Below are 24304 nucleotides of genomic sequence, written 5' to 3'. Positions count from 1 at the left end.
GTGCTGTTACCCCTTTCGCTGGGCGAAGGCCCAGGCGTCGGCGACGATTCCCGCGAGGTCCGCGCGGGACGGGTGCCAGCCGAGCTTCTCGCGCGCGGTGGCGGCGGAGGCGACGAGCACCGCCGGGTCGCCGCCGCGGCGCGGGGCCGTCACCTCGGGGACGGGGTGCCCGGTGACCTGGCGGACGGTCTCGATGACCTGGCGGACGGAGAAGCCGTTGCCGTTGCCGAGGTTGCAGATGAGGTGCTCGCCGGGGGTGGCGGCCTCGACGGCGAGGAGGTGGGCCCGGGCGAGGTCGGCGACGTGGATGTAGTCGCGTACGCAGGTGCCGTCATCGGTGGGGTAGTCGTCGCCGTAGACGCTGATCGCCTCGCGCCTGCCCTGGGCGACCTGGAGGACCAGCGGGATGAGGTGCGACTCGGGGTCGTGGCGCTCCCCGAACCGGCCGTAGGCGCCCGCGACGTTGAAGTAGCGCAGCGAGACGGCGGCCAGGCCGTGGGCGCCCGCCTCGCCGGTGATCATGTGGTCGACGGCGAGCTTCGAGGCGCCGTACGGAGAGGTGGGGGCGGTCGGGTCGCTCTCCGTGATGGGGGTGCTGACGGGCTCGCCGTAGGTCGCGGCCGTGGAGGAGAAGACGAGCCTGCGCACGTCCGCGTCGCGCATGGCGGCGAGCAGTGCCATGGTGCCGCCGACGTTGTTGTCCCAGTACTTCTCGGGCTTGGCGACGGACTCGCCGACCTGGGAGAAGGCGGCGAAGTGCAGGACGGCGTCGAAGGAGGGGTCCAGCCACTTGGCGGCGTCGCGGATGTCGCCCTCGATGAAGGCGGCGTCGGCGGGGACGCCCTCGCGGAAGCCGGTCGAGAGGTTGTCGAGGACCGTCACCTGATGCCCGGCCTCGATCAGGTGCTGGGCCACCACGCTTCCGACATAGCCCGCTCCACCGGTGACCAGGTACTTACCGCTCATGAACTCGCTACCTCTCGCAGTCGCTCGGCCGCGGCTTCCGGCGGCACGTCGTTGATGAACACGCTCATGCCGGATTCGGAACCCGCGAGGAACTTCAGCTTGCCCGAAGTGCGGCGAATCGTGAAAAGTTCGAGGTGGAGGGCGAAGTCGTCCCGGTTGATGCCGTCGTGTCCCTCCAGGCCGCCGAAGGGCGCCTGGTGCCAGGCCGCGATGTACGGAGTCGGGTTCTCCGTCCGGCCGAAGATCCGGTCGAAGCGCCTCAAGAGTTCCAGATAGATCTGTGGGAACTCCGTGCGCGCGCCCTCGTCGAGCCCGAGCAGGTCCGGCACCCGGCGCTTGGGATAGAGGTGCACCTCGTAGGGCCAGTGCGCGGCGTGGGGCACGAACGCCACCCAGTGCTCGCCGTCCAGGACGACCCGCTCGCCCGCGCTCTCCTCGGCGACGATGTCGTCGAAGAGGTTGTGGCCGCCCGACGCCTCCTTGAACGCGGCGAGCGAGCGCAGCATCAGCTCGGTGCGCGGGGTGACGAACGGATAGGCGTAGATCTGTCCGTGCGGGTGGCCGAGGGTCACGCCGATCTCGGCGCCGCGGTTCTCGAAGCAGAACACCTGCCGCACGGAGGGTAGATGGGACAGCTCGGCGGTCCGGTCGGTCCAGGCCTCCAGGACGAGTCCGGCCTGCTCGGGGGTGAGGTCCGCGAAGGACGCGGCGTGGTCGGAGGTGAAGCAGACGACCTCGCAGCGGCCCGCGTCGCCCGCGAGGGAGGGGAAGCGGTTCTCGAAGACCGCGACGTCGTAGGAGGCGTCGGGGATCTCGCTGAGCCGGTCCCCGGCGGACGGGCACAGGGGGCACTCGTCGGCCGGCGGGTGGTAGGTGCGGCCCTGGCGGTGCGAGGCGATGGCCACGGCGTCGCCCAGGAGACGGTCCTCGCGGATCTCCGACGTCGTGGAGACGGGCCCGAGCGGGCGCCGGTCGACGGCGTCGCGGACCGCGTCGTCGCGTACGTCGTAGTAGATGAGCTCACGACCGTCGGCGAGACGGGTCGAGGTCTTCTTCACGTCCGGGGCTCCTCACCACCTACCACTCAACAGAATCAAACATAACAAACCACAAGCCAACAGCTTCGTCAACGCCCGAAAATCTCGCCGGCGGCTTCGGGAGGGCGTCATCGACACCCCGACCGACCAGGGCGCCGACTTCGTCTCGGGCCGAACTGGCCGGTCTCGTCCACGGGACGCCCGCCGCACTCGCTCCAGCCCTGATCGGAGGGATCACCGCGTCCGACGCCGACCTGAAGAAGAGTCACCGCGGTGGTTCGGGCGCCGTCCGCGTGTCCGCGTCGTCGCCGGGCTCCGCGTACGCCGGCGAAGGGCGCTCGGCGCGGTCCAGGAGGCCCGTGCGCGCGGCGAGCGCGGCGGCCTCCAGACGCGAGCCGACGCCCAGCTTCATCAGCACCCGCTGTACGTGCGTACGCGCCGTGCTCGGGGCGATCCCCATCCCGGCCGCGATCAGCCGGGTGTCCTCGCCGTCCGCCACCCGCACCAGGACCTCGACCTCGCGCGGCGTGAGCATCTGCAGCAGGCGCTGCCCCTCGTCGTCGGGCTGCGCGGCCGGATTCAGCAGCTCGCTGAAGGCGCCTTGCAGCAGCTGCGGCGCGACGGCGGCCTCCCCGGCGCGCGCCTTCATGATGGCGCGCTCCACTCCTTCGATGCGCTCGTCATGACGTACGTATCCGGAGGCGCCGGCGGCGAAGGCCGCGGCGATCCCGCGCGGGCTCGGCACCGGGCCGAGCACCAGGACCTGCACCTGCGGGCGCTCCCGCTTGATCTTCACCACCGGGTCGAACATGCCCGGTTCGGCGGGCGTGGCCGTGCCCAGGAGGCAGACCTCCGGCGCTCTGCTGATCACCAGCTCGGCCGCGCCCGCGGCGGGCGCGGCCGCGGCGAGCACCCGGTGCCCGCGCAGCTTCAGCGCCGAGGCGAGCGCCTCGGCGAGCAGTCGGTGGTCGTCGACCACCATGAGCCGCACACCCATAGAAACCCCCCAGTTCCCGCAGGCCCCCCGGCCCTCCATCTTCCGGAAGCTACACGCTTGTTCGACGTTGCGCGCCCCCTACCCACCAGAAGCGGCCCGGAATGCCGAAATCCAGACCCTTCGGGGGCGGTGGGGAGTACGGGCGGGCGTGACGACGACGGCGGCCGCCCCCTCGTGCTCTTTCGAGGGGACGGCCGCCCTGCGTGGACCTGGGAACCGGTGACTACTTCACGACGAAACCGAGCGCCACGTAGTCCTTCTCGTCCTTCGAGTAGGGCTTGCTCAGCAGCTTCTTGCCGAGGAACAGGCGCCCGTCGGAGTAGAGGAGTTCGTTCGACTTCGGGACCATGCCGCTGACCGCGTCGGTGACCGCCTCGGACGAGGGGGTCTCCAGGAGCTTGGTCTCCTTCATCGTTTTGCCGTCGAGCGAGACGACCTGGGCGCCCTTCTGGTAGCCGTGCGCCTTGTACGCGAGGACGTTGCCGCCGTCCATGCGGATCGGGAAGATCTCGCCGTTGTCGCCCGCGGTCGCGCGGTCGCTGGTGGACTTACCGGTGGCCAGCGAGAAGGAGACGATCTCGTTCGTGCGGTTGTAGCTCTCGCCGCTGCCGTCGTGCTGGCGGGTCGGAACGTACAGCCGGTCGTTGCCGACCGTGATCGCCCTGCACTCGTTGACCACGTTGACGCCGCAGTCGTGGTCGTACTTGCCGTCCTCCAGCGAGATCTTGGCGCGCAGCTTGCCGTTGCTGCCGAGGGAGAAGACGTCGGTGGCGCCGCTCGCCGTGATCTCGGTGGTGTCCTGGCCGAAGACGACCGGATTCGTCGAGATGATCTTCGCGTTGTCGATGCCGTCGGCGAGCGGGTACGTCCACTTGTCGTCGCCGGTCTTCGGGTCCAGGAGCTGGACCTTCAGCTGCTCGTCGCCGTACGTGCCGCACTTGCGGACCGCGACCAGCTGGTCGCCGCCGGCGTAGCCGACGTCCTCGCACTTGCCGATCTTCGGCGTCCACAGGGACTTGCCGGTCACGTCCCAGGCGGCGCCGCCGCTGCTGGTGCCCGCGCCGGCGGCGATCGTGGTGCCGGAGATGGTGACTTCCTTGAACGTCGCCTTCACGCCGTTGGTGTCGACGCTCTCCGTCCAGAGCTTCTTGCCGGACTTCAGGTCAACCGCGGAAACGTTGGTGCACTGCTCGTAGTCACCCTTCTTGTTCCGCTCGGCCTCTTCGGTGACGATCGCCGCGATGCCGTCCTCGGTGGTCTCCCGCGACATGGCGCAGGTCTGGCCGGAGAGCGGGATCGACCACTTCTCCTTGCCGGTGTCCGGGTCGTAGCCGTTCAGTTCGTTGATGCCCGACTTGACGTAGGTGTCGTCGGTCAGCAGCGAACCGGTGGCCTGCCAGATCTGGTCCTTGGGGATCTCCGGCTGGGGCAGCTGCATGACCACCTTGGCCGAGGGGTCGGCCGGGGCCTTCTCCTTGGCCGGGCCCGCGTCGGTCGGGGTGTCGCCGCCCCCGCCGCCCTTGCCCTTCTTGCCGCCGCCCTTGCCGTCGGAGTCCTGCGCGGTGTTCTTGGAGTCGTCGTCCTTCGACGAGGACGCGTACAGCACACCGCCGCCGACGATCAGCGCGATCACGACGACCGCCGCGACGATGATCGCCATCTGGCCGCTGAACTTCTTGCCGCCACCGGGGCCGGAGCCGCCGGGCTGCGGCTGCATCGGCATGGTGGGCGGCTGCTGGTAGCCCTGCTGGTACGCGGGCTGCTGCTGGTACGCGGGCTGCTGGTACTGCGGCTGGGCGGGCTGCGTCGGGTAGCCGTAGCCCTGCGGGGGCTGGGGTGCCTGGGGTGCCTGCGGGTAGCCGTAGCCCGCCGGGGGCGCGGGCGGCGGGGCCTGCGGCGGCTGACCCGGAGGTGCCGGGGGCATCGCGGGCGGCGGTGTCTGCGGGGCCTGCGGGGCGCCGAAACCACCGGCCGGGGGTTCCTGGGGCGCGCCGAAGCCGCCCTGCGGGGGCTCGTTCGGCGGCTGCTGCGGGGGCTGGGGCGGCTGGGTCATGACGTCGTCTATTCCTTGGGGACGCTGAGGGACGAGGGGGTGAACGGGGCGGTCGGGACGGTCACTTGCCGTAGGCGAGCATCAACTTCGCCTGGCCGGCGGTGCTGCCCGTCAAGCTGGTGGTCGAGATGTAGAAGCGCCCGTCCACGTAGTCGACGTCCTTCGAGTAGAAGCCGCTCTCGATCTGCGATGTGCCCTTCGGGTGCTGCAGAAGGGTCTTGGGCTTGTGGGAGCCGGACGTGGCGATGGAGACGACGCGGCCGCCGGAGTCGTACGACGGCTCGACGTACGCGATCAGCTCACCGTTCTCGATCCTCATCGGGAGCATCCGCTCGTCCAGCGGCGACTTGGTGCGCCAGGCCTCCTTGCCGGTGGCGAGGCTGATCGCGACGATCGCGTTGGCGCCCTTGTCGTCGGTCGGCAGGTAGAGGTACTTGTCGTCGTTCGTCACGCCCAGGCAGCCGCCCAGTGCGTTGTCGAGAACCGAAGTGCCGCACTCAGGGGCGAAGTTGTCGTCGGTGGTGACCTCGGAGCGGGTCTTGTCGCTCTTCTCCTTCAGCACCGAGATGTTCCACTTCTTCTTGTCCTCGTTGCGGAGGTACACGATCGTGGGGCTCGTGCCGTAGATCTTGCCGACGCGCCAGCCCTTGGGGAACTTCTTGGTCCACAGGGCCTTGCCGGTCTCCGTGTCGAGCTCCTGCAGCTCGTCGTGCTCGGTGGGAGTGCTGGCGCCGCAGGACAGCCCCATCAGGAGCTTGCCGTCACCGCCGGCGAACCCGCTGGGGAAGCAGGTGCCCTCGTCCTTCTTCTTGGCGACGAAGAGCTTCTTGCCGTCGCTCATCCGCAGCGCCGTTCCGGACTGGTCGCGGCCGACCATCAGCACATCGCCGACGAGGACGAGGTGGCTCTGCATGGAGAAGTCGAAGAGGCCCTCTTCCTTGACCGGCTTGCCCCAGCCCTTGCCGCCGGTCTTCAGGTCGATGACCTGGAGCTGGTTGCACTTGGCGTTGCTCTTGGTGCCGTCCTTGTACGCGATGACGATCTTGCCGTCGTCGGTGGCGGTCGGCGTCGCGGCGCAGATCTTCTGCGGGAACTCGATCGGCTTCCACGCGACGTCGCCGCTCTGCGCGTTGTAGGCGTACAGCTCCTTGTACGCGGCCTTGACCACGGTGTCGCCCTGGACCCACATGCCCGGGGCGTCGCCGCCGGAACCGGGCACCTTGGGCGCCTCCTTGTACCAGAGGACCTTCGCCTCGCCCGGCTGCCGGCCTTCGTTGAGGTCTTCCTTGCCTTCGTTGCCGTCACCGTCACCGGTGCCGGGATTGACGGGAGCGGATACGGAGGGCTTGGGATCCTTCTTCTTCGCCTCGGACTTCTTCTCGCCCTCGCCGTCACCGCCGACGACGGCCCAGGTGACACCGCCCGCGACGAGCAGGGCGGCCACGGCCGCGACGGCGATCACCAGAAGCTTGTTGCGCTTGCCGCCGTTGCCGCCGCCGGGGGCGCCGGGGCCCGCGGGGAACTGCGGCTGCGTCGGCGGCTGCTGCGGGTACCCGTACTGGGGCTGGGCTCCGTAGGGACCGGGCTGCTGCGGCTGGCCGTAGGGGCCGGGTTGCTGCGCTTGGCCGTAAGGGCCGGGCTGCTGCGGCTGACTTCCGTACGGGCCGGGCTGCTGTGGCTGGTTTCCGTAGGGGCCGGGCTGGGTCGGCTGCGCGTACGGGTTGTCGGCCGTGGGCGGCGGCGGGGTCTGCGGATAGCCGTACCCCGGCTGCGGCTGTATCGGTGGCTGCCCCGGCGGTGGCTGCTGGGGCCCCGGTGGTGGATCCTGCGGAGCTCCGAAACCGCCGTGCGGCGGCTGGTTGGGCGGCTGAGTCATCAGCGCTTCCCCCTTCACTGATTTTCGGCACGCCAAATGGTGCTCAGATCAGCCTTTCTATCACCCTGATGCCGTACAGGACGGGGCCGGTCCCGCCCCTGTTCCCAAGGGAGGACCGGCCCGTGATGCGTCCGTTACGCGAGCTCCACGGGAGCTCTACGCGTCCTCCGCCAGCTCCAGCCAGCGCATCTCCAACGCCTCGCGCTCGCCGATCAGTTCACGGAGCTCGGCGTCCCATTTGGCCACCTTCTCGAAGTCCGTGGCGTTATTGGCGATTTGGGCGTGCAGCTTGGACTCCTTTTCGGACACCTTGTCCAACTGCCGCTCGACCTTCTGCAGTTCCTTCTTCGCGGCGCGGGCATCCGCGGCGGACACCGTCTTCGCCGCGTCGCTCCGCGCGGGGGCGGGAGAGGGGGCCGACGCGGTGGCGGTTTCGGCCATCCGCCGACGCCGCTCCAGATACTCGTCGATGCCGCGCGGCAGCATCCGCATGGTGGCGTCGCCCAGGAGCGCGAAGACCTTGTCCGTGGTCCGCTCGACGAAGAACCGGTCGTGGGAGATCACGACCATGGACCCCGGCCACCCGTCGAGGACGTCTTCCAGCTGCGTCAGCGTCTCGATGTCCAGGTCGTTCGTCGGCTCGTCGAGGAAGAGGACGTTCGGCTCGTCCATAAGCAGCCGCAGCAGCTGCAGCCTGCGCCGCTCACCGCCGGACAGATCACCGACCGGCGTCCACTGCTTGTCCTTGTTGAACCCGAACGTCTCACAGAGCTGGCCCGCGGTCATCTCCCGGCCCTTGCCGAGATCGACGCGCTCGCGCACCTGCTGCACGGCCTCCAGCACGCGCAGCGTCGGCGCCAGCTCGGCGACCTCCTGTGACAGGTAGGCCAGCTTCACGGTCTTGCCGACGACGACCTTCCCGGCGGCGGGCTGCACCTCGCCCTCGCTGCGCGCCGCGTCGGCCATGGCGCGGAGCAGCGAGGTCTTGCCCGCGCCGTTCACACCGACCAGACCGATGCGGTCACCGGGGCCGAGGTGCCAGGTCAGATGCTTCAGCAGCAGCTTGGGCCCGGCCTGGACCGACACATCCTCAAGGTCGAAAACGGTCCTGCCGAGCCGCGTCGTCGCGAACTTCATCAGCTCGCTGGTGTCCCGCGGCGGCGGCACGTCCGCGATCAGCTCGTTGGCCGCCTCGATGCGGAACTTCGGCTTGCTGGTGCGGGCCGGGGCGCCGCGGCGCAGCCACGCCAGCTCCTTGCGCATCAGGTTCTGCCGCTTGGTCTCCTCGGTGGCGGCGATGCGCTCGCGCTCGGCGCGGGCGAAGACGTAGTCGGAGTACCCGCCCTCGTACTCGAAGACGGACCCGCGCTGCACGTCCCACATGCGGGTGCACACCTGGTCGAGGAACCACCGGTCGTGCGTCACGCAGACCAGCGCCGAGCGCCGCGTCCGCAGATGCTCGGCCAGCCAGGCGATGCCCTCCACGTCGAGGTGGTTGGTCGGCTCGTCGAGGACGATCAGATCCGGCTCGGCGATGAGCAGCTTGGCGAGCGCGATGCGGCGCCGCTCGCCGCCGGAGAGCGGACCGATGACGGTCTCAAGACCCTGCGGGAAGCCCGGCAGGTCGAGCCCGCCGAAGAGCCCCGTCAGCACGTCCCTGATCTTGGCGCTGCCCGCCCACTCGTGATCGGCGAGGTCACCGATGACCTCGTGCCGGACGGTGGCCTCCGGGTCGAGGGAGTCATGCTGCGTCAGCACGCCGAGCCGCAGCCCGCCGCTGTGCGTGACGCGCCCGGTGTCCGCGTCCTCCAGCTTGGCGAGCATCCGGATCAGGGTGGTCTTCCCGTCGCCGTTGCGCCCCACGACGCCGATCCGGTCCCCCTCGGACACGCCGAGTGAGACGCCGTCGAGCAGGGCACGGGTGCCGTACACCTTGCTGACTGCCTCGACATTGACCAGATTGACGGCCATTAACGCTCCTGAGAGGGGGGACGATCGATCCTCCAGCGTAGTCGCCCGCGGGGACGGGCCGTCGGCCTCTCTGGGGGTACCGGCTCGCTCACTCCTTGTGATGACGGTTCGAGGAAAGCGCGGCTACCGTGGAGACGCAGGCCGAAGAATCCCGTCCATGGGAGGAACCATGACCGCCGAGCCGATTTCCGAGATCTCCGAGCCGGTGTCCGGGCCCCGATGGCCGGTGCCGCCGCCGGAGGGCTGGACCGTGGACGACCTGCACACGCTGCCCGACCTCCCGCCGCACACTGAGTTGATCGACGGGAGCTTGATCTTCGTGAGTCCGCAACGCCTGTTCCACAGCCTCGCCATCGATCTGCTGGTGAACGGGCTCCGCAGCAGCGTGCCGACGGAGATGCGGGTGAGTCGGGAGATGACCGTCGTCCTCGACCGTCGCAACGGCCCCGAGCCGGACATCTCCGTCGTCCGCAAGGAAGCCGTCAAGAGCCGCGATCAGACGTCCTTCCCCGCCGCCGACGTCCTTCTTGCCGTGGAAGTCGTCTCCCCCGACTCGGAGGCACGCGACCGGGACGCCAAGCCGCTCAAGTACGCCGCTGCCGGTATCCGCCACTTCTGGCTGGTGGAGATGGCGGGCCAGGACGATCACCCTGTCGTCCAGGTCTACGAACTCGGCACGGTGTCCGGTACGTACGCCCTGACCGGCATCTATCACGACCGCCTCAAGGTCTCCGTGCCCTTCGACATCGACATCGACCTCAAGGGCATCGACGACCTGTGAGGACGGCGGCGCCCCGCCCCGCCCGCTCCACCAGCAGCCACCCCACCAGCGCCATCGCCACCGCCGCCGGTGCCGTCACATGGACGGCGATCAGCATCGCCGTACGCCCCTCCAACAGGCCCCCGAAGCCGACCATCGACAGGCCGAGCACCCCGAAGAGGCAGAGGGTGACGCCGAGGGCCGCGGTCGGGCCGGAGGCGGCCCCCGGCGTACCGGCCTTCCTCGCCGCGCCGGGGCGTTCGAAGCGGCGGAAGGCCGTGACCAGCGCCGCCGTCAGGGCCGCCGCCACCGCCATCCGCAGCGGCACCTGCGCCCACCACGCGGCGCTCGCGGGCTCCGGGAGCGGGACGTCGAGGGCGAGCATCATCCCGTACACCCCGAGCATCGCCGTCAGGTGCCACAGGAACGCCGTCATGGAGATGCCGTTCGCCGCCACCACGCCGCGCCACACCCGCGGCCTCGTCAGCCACCGCGTCGCCGGGCCCCGCAGCAGTTCCACCGCGCCGACCAGCCACAGGCCGTGGCAGAGCAGGGCGAAGGTGGGCGGCGCCATGTTCGAGACGCGCTCGCCGGGCATGCCGACCATCGAGAGGGGATAGGGGCCGAGGGCGACCAGGAGCGAGGCGCCCGCCAGGCCCGCGCCCGCCAGGACGTACGGGAGCCGCAGTCGGCCGTCCGCGCGCAGGAAGCCGAGCTGGTGCACCGCGAGCCAGACGAAGGCGAAGTTCAGGAACTCGACGTACGGCACGTCCAGCGCGAAGCGCGCCACGTCCACCGCGGCCGCCGCCGCCACGAGCGCGCCGAACGCGCCCCAGCCCCACCGCTCGTGCAGCCGCAGCAGCGGCGGCGTGAAGGCGACCATCGCCAGATAGATGCCGATGAACCACAGCGGCTGGGCGACCAGGCGGAGTGCGATGTCGAGGAGGCCGCCGCCCTGGCCGAGGAGTTGCAGGGCCAGCGCGCCCGCGCCCCAGACGCCTATGAACACCATGGTGGGGCGCAGCAGCCGCTGGAGGCGCGCTCGGAGGAAGGCGGAGTAGATCGATCCGCCCTCGGACCCGAGGCTCAGTGAGCGGTACGACAGTGCGTGCGAGAAGCCGCCGACGAAGAAGAACACCGGCATGATCTGCATCGCCCAGGTGAGGAGTTGCAGCTCCGGCACGACGGCGAGGAGGTTGCCGACCTCGGCGCGGCCGTCGTCGCCGACGGTCACGGCCGCCATCAGCCAGTGCCCGAGGACGACCGTGCCCAGCGAGGCGACCCGCAGCAGGTCGATGTACCGGTCACGCCCGGAGGGCGTCTTCTCGGCCAGTTCGCGAACGCTTGATCCCATGGACGTACGGTCGCGTGCGGTCTGCCTCCGGCGTCAGCGTGCCCGTACTCATTCGGGGGTGAGTACCTGAGCGCTTCTCCGTGTCAACGGGTCCGATGCGGCCGCGGTTCCGTCATGGCCGCAGGTCCGTCGTGGCCGGTCGCGCAGTTCCCCGCGCCCCTTCGGGGCGCTGAGCACCCGCTAGACCGCCTGCGCGCCCGGGGCCGGGGAGGTCGCCACCCGGGCCGTGCGGCAGGTGCCGGAGGTTGTCAGCGCGTCGGCCACCTCGCGTGCGGAGGCGGCGTCGGCCGTGAGGAACGCCGTCGTCGGGCCGGAGCCGGAGACCAGCGCGGCGAGGGCGCCCGCCGCGGTGCCGGCCGCGAGGGTGTCGTGGAGTGAGGGGAAGAGGGAGAGGGCCGCGGGCTGGAGGTCGTTGCTGACCGTGGCGGCGAGGGCCTCGACGTCGCCCTTGCGCAGGGCGGCGAGCAGTGCGGGGGACGCCTCGGGGGCGGGCGCGGCCGGGGTGAGCCGGTCGAACTCGCGGTACACGGCCGGTGTGGAGAGCCCTCCGTCGGCGACGGCGAAGACCCAGTGGAAGTCGCCCCCGACCTCCAGCGGCTGAAGCCTCTCGCCGCGCCCGGTGCCGAGCGCGGCGCCGCCCACCAGGCTGAACGGCACGTCGCTGCCCAACTCGGCGCAGATGCCCAGCAGCTCCTCGCGGGAGGCCATCGTGCCCCACAGCGCGTCGCACGCCACGAGCGCGCCCGCGCCGTCCGCGCTGCCGCCCGCCATGCCGCCCGCCACGGGGATGTCCTTGGCGATGTGGAGGTGGACGTCGGGGGAGATGCCGTACCGCGCGGCGAGGAGTCCGGCGGCGCGGGCGGCCAGGTTCGTGCGGTCCAGCGGCACTTGGTCGGAGCCGGGGCCCTCGCAGGTGATCCGGAGCTCGTCGGCGGGCGTGACCGTGATCTCGTCGTGGAGACCCACGGCGAGGAAGACGTTGGCCAGGTCGTGGAAGCCGTCGGCGCGTGCGGCGCCCACCGCGAGCTGGACGTTGACCTTCGCGGGAACCCGTACCGTCACGCTCACGCGGCGGCCCCCTTGTGCTCGGCGATGCGCGCGAACTCCTCCACGGTCAGCGCCTCGCCGCGTGCCTGGGGCGAGACCCCGGCGGCGACCAGGGCGGCCTCCGCGGCGGGCGCGGAACCGGCCCAGCCGGACAGGGCGGCCCGCAGCGTCTTCCTGCGCTGCGCGAAGGCGGCGTCGACGACCGCGAACACCTCGCGCTTGGAGGCGCTGGTCTTCACCGGCTCGGTGCGGCGCACCAGCGAGACGAGGCCCGAGTCGACGTTCGGGGCGGGCCAGAAGACGTTGCGGCCGATGGAGCCGGCGCGCTTCACCTCGGCGTACCAGTTGGCCTTCACGGACGGTACGCCGTACACCTTCGAGCCGGGCGCGGCGGCGAGCCGGTCGGCGACCTCGGCCTGCACCATCACGAGCGTGCGCTCGATGGTCGGGAAGGTGGCGAGCATGTGCAGCAGCACGGGTACGGCGACGTTGTACGGGAGATTCGCGACCAGGGCGGTCGGCGCGGGGCCCGGCAGCTCGCGTACGAGCATGGCGTCGCTGTGCACCAGCGCGAAAGAGTCGGTCTTCTCCGGGAGGCGGGCCACGATGGTCGCGGGCAGCGCGGCGGCGAGTACGTCGTCGATCTCGACGGCCGTGACGTGGGCGGCGCTCTCCAGCAGGGCCAGGGTGAGTGACCCGAGGCCCGGGCCCACTTCGACGACGACGTCGTCCGGACCTACCCCCGCGGTGCGGACGATGCGCCGTACGGTGTTGGCGTCGATGACGAAGTTCTGGCCGCGCTGCTTGGTGGGGCGTACGCCCAGGGCAGCGGCCAGTTCGCGGATGTCGGCGGGGCCGAGGAGGGCGCCGTGCTCAGTGCTCACCGCACCAGGTTACGGTGCTGTGACTGGCCCCTGGGCCTCATGTGGTCTCGCCTGCGGCGCCTGGTCCGCCGCTTCGCGGCGGATGTCTCCCACCCACCCACCCGTTTGCCCCGCGTCGATGGGTGGGCGTAGGGGCTGAAGGGACGCGGGCCCGGCGTGTTCAGCCGTGGAGGCGGCGGCCGCAGTGGGGCCACGGGGCTGCGCCGCGCTGGACGTACAGCTTCTTCGCGCGGAAGGTCTGTTCCGATGATGGGGCGTCCTGGGGGCGGCCCGAGCCGCCCATGCTCTGCCATGTCCTCGTGTCGAACTGGTAGAGCCCGCCATACGTGCCCGAGGCGTCGACCGCGCCGGGGCGGCCGCCCGACTCGCAGCGGGCCAGCGAGGACCAGTCGAGGCCCTCCGCCCCGGCCACCGACGACGGCATCTGCTTCGTACCGACCTTCACGATCCGGTTGCGGGGCTCCTGCACCACCTCGGAGCCGAGCCGCCGCGGCTTCTGCCTGACGCCGTTGACGGTGCGCACCGCGTACGTGATGCGCCGGACGCCCTGCCGCCCGGTCTGTACGACGACCTCCGTGCCGCGGAACAGCGTCGCGTCCGGCGTCTTCTCCACGGCGAACGGGATCGCCTCCTCCCGCACCTCCTTCGACCCGGTGATCCGCATGACGGTGACCGTCTGCCCGTCGCGCGGGAAGCTGTCGGGCGCCACCGACGTGGTGTCCTGCCCCCGCAGCGTGACCCCGGCCTCCGCGACGGCCTCCTGCACGGTCGCCGCGTTCGTGCGGATGGTCCGCTCCCGCCCGTCCGCCATGACCGTGACGGTGCGTTCCGTGCGGACGGCGAGGTCGAGCCCGGCGCGGCCGATGCGCCGGCTGCGGGAGGCCGACACGTGCGCGCCCTCCGCACGCACCCCGAGCTGGCGCAGGGCGCCGCTGACGGTGCGGGCCGTCGTCCACACCTGGCGCCACTCGCCGTCGAGGGTGAGCCGGACCGGCCGGCCGTAGCGGACGGCGATCTCGTCGCCGCTGGCCAGGGCGGTGCCCGCGGCGGGCGCGACGAGGTCGTGGGCGCCGACGGGGACCCCTTCGTCGGCGAGGAGCTCACCGACGTCGTCGGCGAAGGTGTGCAGGGTGCGGGGCTCGCCGTCGACGTTGAGCCGCACGGTCTTGTCGTCGGCGACGAACGCGGAGGTGCCACCCGCGAGGAAGGCGACGACGAGCGCCTGCGGCACGAGGCGCCGCAACACCTCGGAGCGCTCAAGGGGCTCCGGTCTGGAGTCCCTGGGAGGCGCCCTGAACACCTTGCGGCGCGCCGCCCGCCGTGCCGCGGCCCGCCCGCCGCCGGCAGTGGCAGTAGCGGTGGTGGTGGTAGTCGTCGTCTGGCGGGGGTGGGGGTAGCCGCCCTGGGACTCGGGCGGGGCGTACGTCTGGCCGTGCGCCTGGCCATACGGGTGGCCGTACCCCTGGCCGTACGCGTGGCCATACGGGACGGTCGGCTCATACGCCGTTTCATGCGGCGCCGCATACGGCGCTTCATACGTCTCGTACTGCGAACTGCTCACGATGACGCTCCAGGGGTCCGGACCGGGCGGACAGAACCTAGCGGAGCTTTCGTCACTCTCCAAAGTCGTACGACTACGCTGTGTCGCGATCAGTAGTCGAAAGCGCGCGCCGTGTTCGCCGAGACCGCCTCGGCCATGGCGTCCTCCTCGATACCGCGGACCTCCGCCATGGCACGCAGCGTGACCGGAATGAGATACGGCGCGTTGGGCCGCCCGCGGTAGGGAGCAGGGGTGAGGAACGGCGCGTCCGTCTCCACCAGTACGAGTTCGAGCGGCGCGACCGCCAGTGCGTCCCGCAGGCCCTGCGCGTTCTTGAACGTGACGTTTCCCGCGAACGACATGAAATAGCCGTGCTCCGCGCAGACTTGGGCCATCGCCGCGTCGCCGGAGTAGCAGTGGAAGACGGTGCGCTCGGGGGCGCCCTCCTCCTTCAGGACGCGCAGCACGTCCTCGTGGGCCTCGCGGTCGTGGATGACGAGGGCCTTGCCGTGCCGCTTGGCGATCTCGATGTGGGCGCGGAAGGACCGCTCCTGGGCGGCCATGCCCTCCGGTCCGGTGCGGAAGTAGTCGAGGCCGGTCTCGCCGACGCCCTTGACGTGCTCCAGCGCGGCGAGCCGGTCGATCTCGGCGAGCGCCTCGTCGAGCGCGGCCTCGCCGCCCGCCTCGCGCGCGCCCTGCCGGGACCAGCCGTCGGGGTCGCCGAGCACGATGCGCGGCGCCTCGTTCGGATGGAGGGCGACGGCCGCGTGCACCCGGCCGTGCTCGGCGGCGGTGCGCGCCGCCCACTGGGAGCCCCGGATGTCGCAGCCGACCTGGACGACCGTCTCGACGCCCACGGAGGCGGCCTTGGCGAGGGCTTCCTCCACCGTGCCCGACTGCATGTCGAGGTGGGTGTGGGAGTCGGCTACCGCCACCCGGAGCGGTTCGGGCAGGGGCGGCGGCACGTCGGCGTTCGTATCGGCGTTCTTCGAAGGCATACCCCGATCCTACGAAGCGCCGGCCCGCCCCGGAGAACCGGCGGACCGCCCCGGTTCGGGGCGGCGTCTCACCGCGCCTTGCGGTGCTGGAAGGGGTGCAGCAGGTCGGACAAGTGCCAGTGGTGCCGGGGTCCGCTTCCGCCGGCGACCGGCACCGGCCCCGCCGGCTTCCCGACCCGGCCGACCTCGTGCTGGCGCCGCATCATGTCGAGCACCGACGACACCTGGCCCGCGCGCATGATCCGCACGACATGGCCGCCGCAGTTCAGGCAGGTCGGCCGGGAGAGCGGCGAGGGCACGTGGAGGCCGTCCGCCCGGTACATCACGAACTCCTGGCCCGCGGTGTCCACGTGATGCTCGATCTCGTACGACTGTTCCCAGCCGTGCCCGCAGCGCATGCAGGCGAAGGCGTAGGACTCATGAACGACATTCAGCGCCGTCCGGGGGTGGCCGGTGTCTGCGATCTCACTCATGCCGCTGCTCCTCTTGTCCGAGGGACAAGCACTTGTCCGAGGGACAAGCTCCACCGTCCCTTCGACCAGTGGACGCCTTTCCCGGAGCGAGCGCATCAGACCTGTCGAGCGTTGAAGACGATTTGGCCATTCCTTAGCAAAAGGGCCTGGTGCGCGGCCCGCACTTTGCCTTTCACGATAGTCCTTTGCCCTCCGATGGGCTGCCCCGATCCGCGTTCTTTGCCGCGACGACGGCATCGAACACCTCGCGCTTGGGAACGCCCGCGTCGGCGGCGACCGCGGCGATCGCCTCCTTGCGCCGCTCCCCCGCCTCCTCGCGCACGCGCACCCTGCGCACCAGCTCGTCGGGGCCGAGTTCACCGGCGCTCTTCTCGGGGGCGCCCTCGACGACGACGGTGATCTCGCCGCGTACGCCGTCGGCGGCCCACTCGGCGAGATCCTTCAGCGAACCGCGCTTGACCTCTTCGTACGTCTTGGTCAGCTCGCGGCAGACCGCGGCCCTGCGCTCGTCGCCGAACGCCTCGGCCATCGCGGTGAGCGTGTCGTCGATGCGGTGCGGGGCCTCGAAGTAGACGAGCGTCCTGCGGTCCTCGGCGACCTCCTTCAGGCGCGAGAGCCGCTCGCCCGCCTTGCGCGGCAGGAAGCCCTCGAAGCAGAAGCGGTCGACCGGCAGGCCGGACAGGGCGAGCGCGGTGAGCACGGCCGACGGGCCGGGTACGGCGGTCACCTTGATGTCCCGTTCCACGGCGGCGGCGACCAGGCGGTAGCCGGGGTCGGAGACCGACGGCATCCCGGCGTCCGTCACGAGCAGGACGCGCGCGCCGCCCGCGAGGGCCTCGACGAGTTCGGGCGTGCGTGCGGTCTCGTTGCCCTCGAAGTACGAGACGACGCGGCCGCCGACCTGTACACCGAGCGCCTGGGTGAGCCGGCGCAGGCGCCGCGTGTCCTCGGCGGCGACGACGTCGGCCGACGCCAGCTCGGTGGCGAGGCGCGGCGGCGCGTCGGCGACATCGCCGATGGGAGTGCCTGCCAACACGAGGGTTCCGGGGGAATCTGCGCTTCCTGTCACGGCTCCATCCTCGCAGGGCCCGCAGGCGGGACTCGCACAGTCCGGGCCACGGGCAGGACTCGCACAGTCTGGTTCCCTACGATGGCGCGGTGACCAGTACCGCGTCTTCCCCGGACACCCGCGAGGGCCAGGCAGCCGAGGAGCAGCAGCTCTCCTGGCAGCGGCGGCTGCGCCGATTCGGCCATGTGGCGCGGCCCGGAGAAGACGTCGGGGCGCGGCTGGTGCCCCCGTACACGGAGCCCGGTCCCCGGCTGTGGACGACGCTCGGCCTGTCGAAGGCCGCCGCCGGCCAGGTGGTGCGCTGGTCGGCGTGGATCGGCCCGCTGCTGATCACGCTGGTCGCCGGGGTGACCCGGTTCTGGGATCTCGGCAATCCGAAGGCCGTGATATTCGACGAGACGTACTACGCGAAGGACGCCTGGGCGCTCATCCACCGCGGCTTCGAGGTCAACTGGCCGGACAAGATCAACGACGATGTGCTGCGGCAGGGCGGCGACATCGCGATCCCGCACGACGCGGCGTACGTGGTGCACCCGCCGGTCGGCAAGTACGTGATCGGCGCGGGCGAGTGGCTGTTCGGCTTCGACCCGTTCGGCTGGCGGTTCATGACGGCGGTGCTCGGCACGCTGTCGGTCCTGATGCTGTGCCGGATCGGGCGGCGGCTGTTCCGCTCCACGTTCCTGGGGTGTCTGGCGGGCGCGCTGCTCGCCGTGGACGGCCTGCACTTCGTGATGAGCCGCACCGCGCTGCTCGACCAGGTGCTGATGTTCTTCGTGCTGGCCGCCTTCGGGTGCTTCCTGATCGACCGGGACAAGACGCGGGCGAGACTGGCGGCGGCGCTTTCGGTGGACGAGGACGGTGTCGTACGCCCTGACGCCCATGTCGCCGAAACGGTGCGCCTGGGGTGGCGGCCGTGGCGGTGGGCGGCCGGGCTCTGTCTGGGGCTGGCCTTCGGCACGAAGTGGAACGGCCTGTACGTCATGGTCTTCCTCTGCCTGATGACCGTCTTCTGGGACGTCGGCGCGCGCCGCGTCGCCGGGGCGGTGCGGCCCTACCGCGCGGTCCTGAAGCGGGACGTGCTCCCGGCGTTCGTGTCGACGGTGCCGGTGGCCCTCGCGACGTACGTCGTGTCGTGGCTCGGCTGGATCCTTTCGCCGACGGACGGCTCCGGCGGCTACTACCGCGACTGGGCGGCGACGAGCGGGCGCGGCGGCAGCTGGACGTGGCTGCCGGACTGGGTGCGCAGCCTGTGGCATTACGAGCACGCCGTGTACGAGTTTCACGTCGGTCTCTCCTCGCCGCACACCTACCAGTCCAACCCCTGGAGCTGGATCGTCGACGGCCGCCCCGTCTCGTACTTCTACGAGTCGCCGCTGCCCGGCAAGGACGGCTGCCCCGCCGGCACGGCCGAGAAGTGCGCCCGTGAGGTCCTCGCGCTCGGCACCCCGCTGCTGTGGTGGGTCGCGGCGTTCGCGCTGCTCTACGTCCTGTGGCGGTGGGTGTTCCGGCGCGACTGGCGGGCGGGCGCGATCGTGTGCGGGGTGCTCGCGGGCTATCTGCCCTGGTTCTTCTACCAGGAGCGGACGATCTTCTACTTCTACGCGGTCGTCTTCGTGCCGTTCCTCTGTCTCGCCGTGGCGATGCTGATCGGCGCGGTGCTGGGGCCGGCGGGGTCCAGTGAGCGGCGCCGAGTGGCGGGAGCCGCGGCGTCGGGTGTCGTCGTCCTGCTCATCTTCTGGAACTTCATCTACTTCTGGCCCATTTACACCGGCACCGCGATCCCCATCGATTCCTGGCGGTCCCGAATGTGGCTCGATACGTGGGTGTAGTTGCGCGGTTCTGGACGCCTCCCCATAAGGTGCCGGACGAATGACCTTCCTGGACATCTCCTTTCGGGAAGGCTCCTGGGGAGGGGGCGCATCGTGCGCAAGGGAGCAAAGGCCGCTCTGGTCGGCGGGGTCTTCGCCGTCATGGTGGGGGGCGCCGGTTATGGCGCGTACAACTTGGTGAACGGCGTGACCGGGGGCGGCGGCTCGTCGGGGGCGGGCCCGGCTCCGGTGAAGACCGGGCCGCCCAGCAGCGGTGAGGTCCGGGAGACCACGCGGAAGTTCCTCGCGGCGTGGGCCGACGGTGATGCCCGGCGGGCGGCGGCGTACACGAACAACGACGCGGCGGCCTCGCGCGCCCTGACCGGCTACCGCGACGACGCGCGTCTGATGAAGGTGAAGCTCACCCCGAAGCAGGCGTCCGGCACGCGCGTGCCGTTCTCCGTCTCCGCCACGGTGTCGTACAAGGGGAAGAGCAAGCCCTTCGCCTACGACTCCCAGCTGACCGTGGTGCGGGGCGAGACCACGGGGCGCCCGCTCGTCGACTGGTCGGAGGCCGTCCTGTACCCCTCCCTGGAGGAGGGCGACACCCTGGTGACGGGCGAGGCCGCGGCGCCGCCCATCCAGGCGGTGGACCGCGCGGGCGCCGTCCTGCGCAAGAAGGAGTACCCCTCGCTCGGCCCGATCCTGGACGAGCTGCGGGCGAAGTACGGGGAGAGCGCGGGCGGCACGGCCGGCGTGGAGCTGTACGTCCAGCACGCCGACGAGGACGCGGGGACGCGCACGCTGCTCACCCTCGCCAAGGGCAGGCCGGGCAAGCTGCGCACGACGCTCAGCGCACCCGTGCAGAGGGCGGCGGAGCGGGCGGTCCTGCGGTACGACGACTCGTCGGTGGTGGCGGTGAAGCCGAGCACCGGCGAGGTGCTCGCGGTCGCCAACAACCGCAAGGACTCCTGGAACGCGGCGTTCCTCGGCAAGGCGGCGCCCGGCTCGACGATGAAGATCGTGTCGGCGGCGATGCTCATCGACAAGGGCGTCACCACGGCGGGCGGCGCGGCGCCCTGTCCGGCCACCGCGACCTGGCAGAGCCAGACCTTCCCCAACCTCAAGGGCATGGCACCGAACGAGTCCGCGACGTTCTCGGAGAGCTTCGCGCGCTCCTGCAACACCGCGTTCGTGAAGCTCGTCGACGAGGAAGGCCTCACGGACGCCTCCCTCACCGAGGAGGCGCAGAACGGCTTCGGCCTCGGCCAGGGCAACTGGAAGGTCGGCGTCCCCTCCTTCGACGGCGCCGTCCCGGCCTCCCCGGGCCCCGACCGCGCGGCCAACGCCATCGGCCAGGGCAAGGTCCAGATGAACCCGCTGAACATGGCGTCGGTCACGGCGACCGCGATGACGGGCACGTTCCGGCAGCCGGTGATCGTGCCGAGGTCCCTCGACGGCCGCGAACTGGCCACCGCACGCGGCCTGCCCGCCTCCACCGTCGCGCAGCTGCGTCAGATGATGCACCGCACGGCGGTCAGCGGCACCGGGGCGCGGACCATGGCGAGCCTCACCGGGGACATCGGCGCGAAGACCGGGTCGGCGGAGGTGGACGGCCGGGCGAAGTCCGACAGCTGGTTCACCGGCTACCGGGGCGATGTGGCGGCCGCCGCGATGACGCAGCAGGGCGGGCACGGCGGCGACGCGGCGGGACCGATCGTCGCGGACGTACTGCGCGCGGGGTAGAGGGCGCGGGGCAGGTGGCGGACGCAGGGTAGAGGGTCGGTCGGACAGGCGTCCGGCCGGGGGAAAAAGTGGTCAAGGGCTTCTCCGTACGCCTCTAAGGTGGCCTTCCGGTGAGGAACCGGTGAGGAGCATGGGGGCTCCGGGGAACTGCGGAGGGTTTGTGGGCAAGCGAAGGCGCGCCACCGAGCGCAAGGGCGGCGTCGGATTCAGGAACGTGCGGGTGCGCCCGGCCGTGCTCGGCGGGGCGGCGGCCGTCGTCCTGTGCGGTGCGGGAGCCGCCGCGTTCGCACTCTCCGGCGGCTCGGGGCCAGGCGGCGACTCGACGGTCGACGAGAAGCCGGTGGCCTCGGGGCCGCCGACCTCCGCCGAGGTGCGCGCCACCTCGCGGGCGTTCCTCGCCGCATGGGCCAAGGGCGACGTGGCCGGTGCCGCCGCGCTGACGGACGACCGGGCGGCGGCGAAGAAGGCCCTGACCTCCTACCGCGAGGAGGGCCACTTCACGCAGGTGCGGCTGACGCCGGGCAAGACGGGCAAGACGGGCGAGAAACGCAAGGCAGGCAAGCGGTCGGGTGCCGAGGTGCCGTTCAAGGCGGCGGCCACGGTCTCCTACAAGGGCAAGAGCGAGCCCTTCGCCTACCAGTCCGAACTGACGGTCGTACGCAGGAAGAGCGACGGCAAGACGCTGGTCGGCTGGCGTCCCTCGGTCCTGCACCCCGAACTGAAGGCGGGCGACCGCCTGGTCACCGGCGAGGCGGGTGATCCGCCCATCAAGGCGGTGGACCGGGACGGCGCCGAGATGACGGCGGCGAAGTACCCCTCGCTGGGCACGGTTCTGGACGGGCTGCGCGAGAAGTACGGCAAGAAGGCGGGCGGCAAGGCGGGCGTGGAGCTGAGGGTGGTGCGGGCGGACGGCGAGTCCTCGAAGTCCTCGAAGGGGGACGCCGCTTCGACGCGGAAGGCCGACGCGAAGTCGACGCCCGACAAGACGCTCCTGACGCTCTCCCCCGGCACCCCGGGGACGCTGAAGACGACGTTCAGCGGCTCGTTGCAGGCCGCGGCGGAGCGCGAGACGGCCAAGCGGCAGCGCGCGTCCGTGGTCGTCGTCAAGCCGAGCACCGGCGAGATCCTGGCCGCCGCCAACTCCAACCCGACCGGCTTCAACACGGCCTTCCAGGGCTCCCTGGCGCCCGGCTCCACGATGAAGGTCGTCAGCGCGTCGATGCTCCTGGAGAAGAAGCTCGCCGGGGTGGACAAGAAGCACCCGTGTCCGAAGTACGAGACGTACGGCGGCTGGAAGTTCCAGAACGACGACAAGTTCCAGATCAAGAACGGCACGTTCCGGGCGAGCTTCGCACGCTCCTGCAACACGGCCTTCATCAGCCAGGCCAAGAAGCTGGAGAACGACTCCCTGACCGTACAGGCGCAGGACGTCTTCGGTCTCGGCCGCGACAACTGGTCGATCGGTGTGCCGTCCTTCGACGGCGCGGTCCCGGTGCAGTCGGACGCCCAGATGGCGGCCTCGCTGATCGGGCAGGGCGCGGTGCGGATGAACCCGCTGAACATGGCGTCGGTCGCGGCGACGGTCAAGTCGGGCACGTTCAAGCAGCCCTACCTGGTCTCGCCCGACGTGGACGACCGCACTCTGGCGACGGCCCCGCGCAAGATGTCGGGCGCGACGGCGGCGGCGCTGCGGGACCTCATGCACTACACGGCGGTGGCCGGCACCGCGGCCGAGCCGATGCGGGGCCTCGGCTCCGACATGGGCGCGAAGACCGGTTCGGCGGAGGTCGACGGCCAGAAGAAGCCGAACGGCTGGTTCACCGCGTACCGGGGTGACCTGGCGTCGGCGGCGGTCGTGCAGCAGGGCGGCCACGGCGGGGAGTCGGCGGGACCGCTGGTGCGGGCGATGCTGGTGGCCGGGGGCTGAGCGCGGGCGGGCGGCGTCCGGCGGCCGGCGCGTCGGTGTGCCTGGCGCACTGCATGGCGAACCCCCTTGTCCGCCATGCGGATACGCGGTCGCATGTCCCGTACACGGACCGCTAGCGTGCCGGGCATGAGCGCCACAGAATCCGCCGGACCGACCGAGCACGCCACGTCCGCCGAGGCCGCCGAGTCCGCGGCTCACCCCCGCTTCGCCGCCGCGCTGCGCGAACTGGGGCTCGCCGAAGTGGTCGGGCGGGCCCGTCGCTTCCCGGAGCAGACCCGTACCGCGCAGGAGGCGGCGGCCGCGATCGGCTGCGAGTTGAGCCAGATCTGCAAGTCCCTGATCTTCGCGGCGGACGGGGCCCCCGTGCTGGTCCTGATGGACGGCGCGTCCCGGGTCGACGTGGACCTCGTACGCCGGGAGCTGGGCGCCGAGAAGGTCACCCGCGCCAAGGCGGACATCGTCCGGGAGACCACCGGCTACGCCATCGGCGGCGTGCCGCCCTTCGGTCACGCCACCAGGACCCGCGTCCTCGCCGACCGCTCGCTCCTCGGCCACGACGTGGTGTGGGCCGCGGCGGGCACCCCCTACGCCGTCTTCCCCATGGACCCCAAGACGCTGATCGCCCACGCGGGCGGCGCGCTGGTGGACGTGCGCGAGACCGCGAAGTGACCCCGCTGGTCGCGGCGGCGGTGCTGCTCGCCGCCGTCACGCACGCCAGTTGGAACGCGATCGCCCACCACATCACGGACAAGCTGGTCGGCTTCACGCTCATATCCGGCGGCGGCACGCTGATCGGCCTGCTCCTGGCCCCCTTCGTCGCGGTCCCGGCGGCGGAGGCGTGGCCGTACCTGATCACGTCCGCCGTCCTCCACGTCGGCTACTACGCCCTGCTCATGCGGTCGTTCAAGCTCGGCGACTTCGGCCAGGCGTACCCCATCGCGCGCGGCACGGCGCCGCTGGTGGTCACCGTTCTCGCGGCGGTCTTCGCGGGCGAGATCCCGGACGGCTGGCAGGCGGCGGGCGTCGCGGTGTCGTGCGCGGGTCTGACGGGCCTCGCCCTGTGGGGCATACGAGGGTCGGGGCGCCGCCCGGACTGGGCGGCGATCGGCGCGGCCCTCGCGACGGGCGTCTCCATCGCGGCGTACACGGTGGTGGACGGCCTGGGCGTACGCGCCTCCGACTCGCCCCTGGGCTACATCGCGTGGCTGATGATCCTGGAGGGCATCGGGGTCCCGCTGTACGCGGCGTACCGCTGGCGCGGCGAACTGCCCACGAGACTGCGCCCCTTCGCGGCGGTGGGCCTCCTGGGCGCGGCCCTCTCGGTCTCCGCGTACGGCCTGGTCCTGTGGGCCCAGACGAAGGCGGAACTGGCCCCGATCTCCGCCCTGCGGGAGTCCTCGATCATCGTCGGCGCGGCGATCGGCGCGATCTTCTTCAAGGAACGGTTCGGGGCACCGCGGCTAGTGGCGGCGGGCTTGATGGTGGCGGGAATCGGCTTGATGCTGCACGCGGGCTGACGCGAGCGCGTCGGCACGAGGGCGGCGACCGGCGGTGCCGGGTATGCGGCGGGTGCCCTGGGGGCGGCGGGTGCCCGGCGGGCGGCCGGTGCCCGACGGATGGCCGGTGCCCGGCGGATGGCCGGTGCCCGGCGGATGGCCGGTGCCCGGCGGGCGGCCGGTGCCCGGCGGATGGCCGGTGCCCGGCGGATGGCCGGTGCCCGGCGGATGGCCGGTGCCCGGCGGATGGCCGGTGCCCGGCGGGCGGCCGGTGCCCGGCGGATGGCCGGTGCCCGGCGGAT

The 24304-nt window shown here is 71.4% G+C and carries 20 protein-coding genes; 6 read left to right on the top strand and 14 right to left on the bottom strand.

Annotation, left to right across the window (positions count from 1 at the left end):
* Positions 1-6 precede the first annotated feature (6 nt).
* The 6 genes from galE to ACWDVB_RS06650 all read right to left on the bottom strand — a co-directional run bounded on the left by galE (position 7) and on the right by ACWDVB_RS06650 (position 8900).
* On the bottom strand, positions 7-966 hold the full coding sequence (gene galE / locus ACWDVB_RS06675; protein ID WP_451517984.1) for a UDP-glucose 4-epimerase GalE: 960 nt from the start codon (positions 964-966) through the stop codon (positions 7-9).
* Positions 963-2024: a galactose-1-phosphate uridylyltransferase gene (gene galT / locus ACWDVB_RS06670; protein WP_451517983.1), complete on the bottom strand. Its 1062-nt coding sequence runs from the start codon at positions 2022-2024 to the stop codon at positions 963-965. Before galT ends, galE begins: the two co-directional genes overlap by 4 nt.
* 244 nt (positions 2025-2268) lie before the next feature.
* Positions 2269-3000, bottom strand: coding sequence for a helix-turn-helix transcriptional regulator (locus ACWDVB_RS06665; protein WP_451517982.1), 732 nt, complete (start codon positions 2998-3000; stop codon positions 2269-2271).
* 223 nt (positions 3001-3223) lie between these two features.
* Complete coding sequence (locus ACWDVB_RS06660; RefSeq protein WP_451517981.1) at positions 3224-5053, bottom strand: outer membrane protein assembly factor BamB family protein; 1830 nt, start codon at positions 5051-5053, stop codon at positions 3224-3226.
* 61 nt (positions 5054-5114) lie between these two features.
* Positions 5115-6929, bottom strand: a complete 1815-nt coding sequence (locus ACWDVB_RS06655; RefSeq protein WP_451517980.1) for an outer membrane protein assembly factor BamB family protein — start codon at positions 6927-6929, stop codon at positions 5115-5117.
* 156 nt (positions 6930-7085) lie between these two features.
* The gene (locus tag ACWDVB_RS06650; RefSeq protein ID WP_451517979.1) at positions 7086-8900 is read right to left on the bottom strand and encodes an ABC-F family ATP-binding cassette domain-containing protein; all 1815 of its coding nucleotides are present in this window, start codon (positions 8898-8900) and stop codon (positions 7086-7088) included.
* 169 nt (positions 8901-9069) lie between these two features.
* Here ACWDVB_RS06650 and ACWDVB_RS06645 point away from each other — a divergent pair, with 169 nt between their 5' ends.
* Entirely contained in the window at positions 9070-9681 is a 612-nt protein-coding gene (locus tag ACWDVB_RS06645; protein ID WP_451517978.1) for a Uma2 family endonuclease, read from the top strand.
* Here ACWDVB_RS06645 and ACWDVB_RS06640 read toward each other — a convergent pair.
* The 7 genes from ACWDVB_RS06640 to rsmI all read right to left on the bottom strand — a co-directional run bounded on the left by ACWDVB_RS06640 (position 9659) and on the right by rsmI (position 16992).
* Positions 9659-11014, bottom strand: coding sequence for an acyltransferase family protein (locus ACWDVB_RS06640; RefSeq protein WP_451611947.1), 1356 nt, complete (start codon positions 11012-11014; stop codon positions 9659-9661). The two genes, ACWDVB_RS06645 and ACWDVB_RS06640, sit on opposite strands and share 23 nt — an antisense overlap.
* Before the next feature lie 180 nt (positions 11015-11194).
* Entirely contained in the window at positions 11195-12082 is an 888-nt protein-coding gene (locus tag ACWDVB_RS06635; RefSeq protein ID WP_451520011.1) for a 4-(cytidine 5'-diphospho)-2-C-methyl-D-erythritol kinase, read from the bottom strand.
* Positions 12079-12945, bottom strand: a complete 867-nt coding sequence (gene rsmA / locus ACWDVB_RS06630) for a 16S rRNA (adenine(1518)-N(6)/adenine(1519)-N(6))-dimethyltransferase RsmA (RefSeq protein ID WP_451520012.1) — start codon at positions 12943-12945, stop codon at positions 12079-12081. The genes ACWDVB_RS06635 and rsmA overlap by 4 nt, the downstream gene beginning before the upstream one ends.
* 160 nt (positions 12946-13105) lie before the next feature.
* Positions 13106-14506 (bottom strand): ubiquitin-like domain-containing protein, encoded by a 1401-nt coding sequence (locus tag ACWDVB_RS06625; protein ID WP_451517358.1) that lies wholly within the window; start codon positions 14504-14506, stop codon positions 13106-13108.
* An 89-nt stretch (positions 14507-14595) separates the two neighbouring features.
* Positions 14596-15483: a TatD family hydrolase gene (locus ACWDVB_RS06620; protein WP_451517359.1), complete on the bottom strand. Its 888-nt coding sequence runs from the start codon at positions 15481-15483 to the stop codon at positions 14596-14598.
* 68 nt (positions 15484-15551) lie between these two features.
* Entirely contained in the window at positions 15552-15956 is a 405-nt protein-coding gene (locus ACWDVB_RS06615; protein ID WP_451517360.1) for a hypothetical protein, read from the bottom strand.
* A 172-nt stretch (positions 15957-16128) separates the two neighbouring features.
* Positions 16129-16992 (bottom strand): 16S rRNA (cytidine(1402)-2'-O)-methyltransferase, encoded by an 864-nt coding sequence (gene rsmI, locus ACWDVB_RS06610; protein WP_451517361.1) that lies wholly within the window; start codon positions 16990-16992, stop codon positions 16129-16131.
* Between the two features lie 122 nt (positions 16993-17114).
* On the opposite strand from rsmI, the gene ACWDVB_RS06605 reads away from it, so the two are divergent.
* From ACWDVB_RS06605 to ACWDVB_RS06585, 5 genes are all read left to right on the top strand, one after another.
* A complete protein-coding gene (locus ACWDVB_RS06605; protein WP_451517362.1) occupies positions 17115-18854 on the top strand; it encodes a dolichyl-phosphate-mannose--protein mannosyltransferase in 1740 nt (579 codons plus the stop codon).
* A gap of 93 nt (positions 18855-18947) precedes the next feature.
* The gene (locus tag ACWDVB_RS06600; RefSeq protein WP_451517363.1) at positions 18948-20579 is read left to right on the top strand and encodes a penicillin-binding transpeptidase domain-containing protein; all 1632 of its coding nucleotides are present in this window, start codon (positions 18948-18950) and stop codon (positions 20577-20579) included.
* Between the two features lie 160 nt (positions 20580-20739).
* Positions 20740-22506: a penicillin-binding transpeptidase domain-containing protein gene (locus ACWDVB_RS06595; RefSeq protein ID WP_451517364.1), complete on the top strand. Its 1767-nt coding sequence runs from the start codon at positions 20740-20742 to the stop codon at positions 22504-22506.
* Between the two features lie 126 nt (positions 22507-22632).
* Positions 22633-23175 carry a YbaK/EbsC family protein gene (locus ACWDVB_RS06590; RefSeq protein WP_451517365.1) on the top strand — a complete coding sequence of 181 codons (543 nt, stop codon included), beginning with the start codon at positions 22633-22635 and terminating at the stop codon, positions 23173-23175.
* A complete protein-coding gene (locus ACWDVB_RS06585) occupies positions 23172-24023 on the top strand; it encodes a DMT family transporter (protein WP_451517366.1) in 852 nt (283 codons plus the stop codon). The genes ACWDVB_RS06590 and ACWDVB_RS06585 overlap by 4 nt, the downstream gene beginning before the upstream one ends.
* Here the strand turns inward: ACWDVB_RS06585 and ACWDVB_RS06580 are convergent.
* Positions 23967-24304: hypothetical protein (locus ACWDVB_RS06580; protein ID WP_451611946.1), on the bottom strand; the 338-nt coding region annotated here is incomplete at its 5' end. The genes ACWDVB_RS06585 and ACWDVB_RS06580 overlap by 57 nt on opposite strands.

Source organism: Streptomyces sp. NPDC003379 (genome assembly GCF_053589195.1).
The sequence above is the reverse complement of the archived record's forward strand: the minus strand, read 5'-3'. Positions and strand labels throughout refer to the sequence as shown.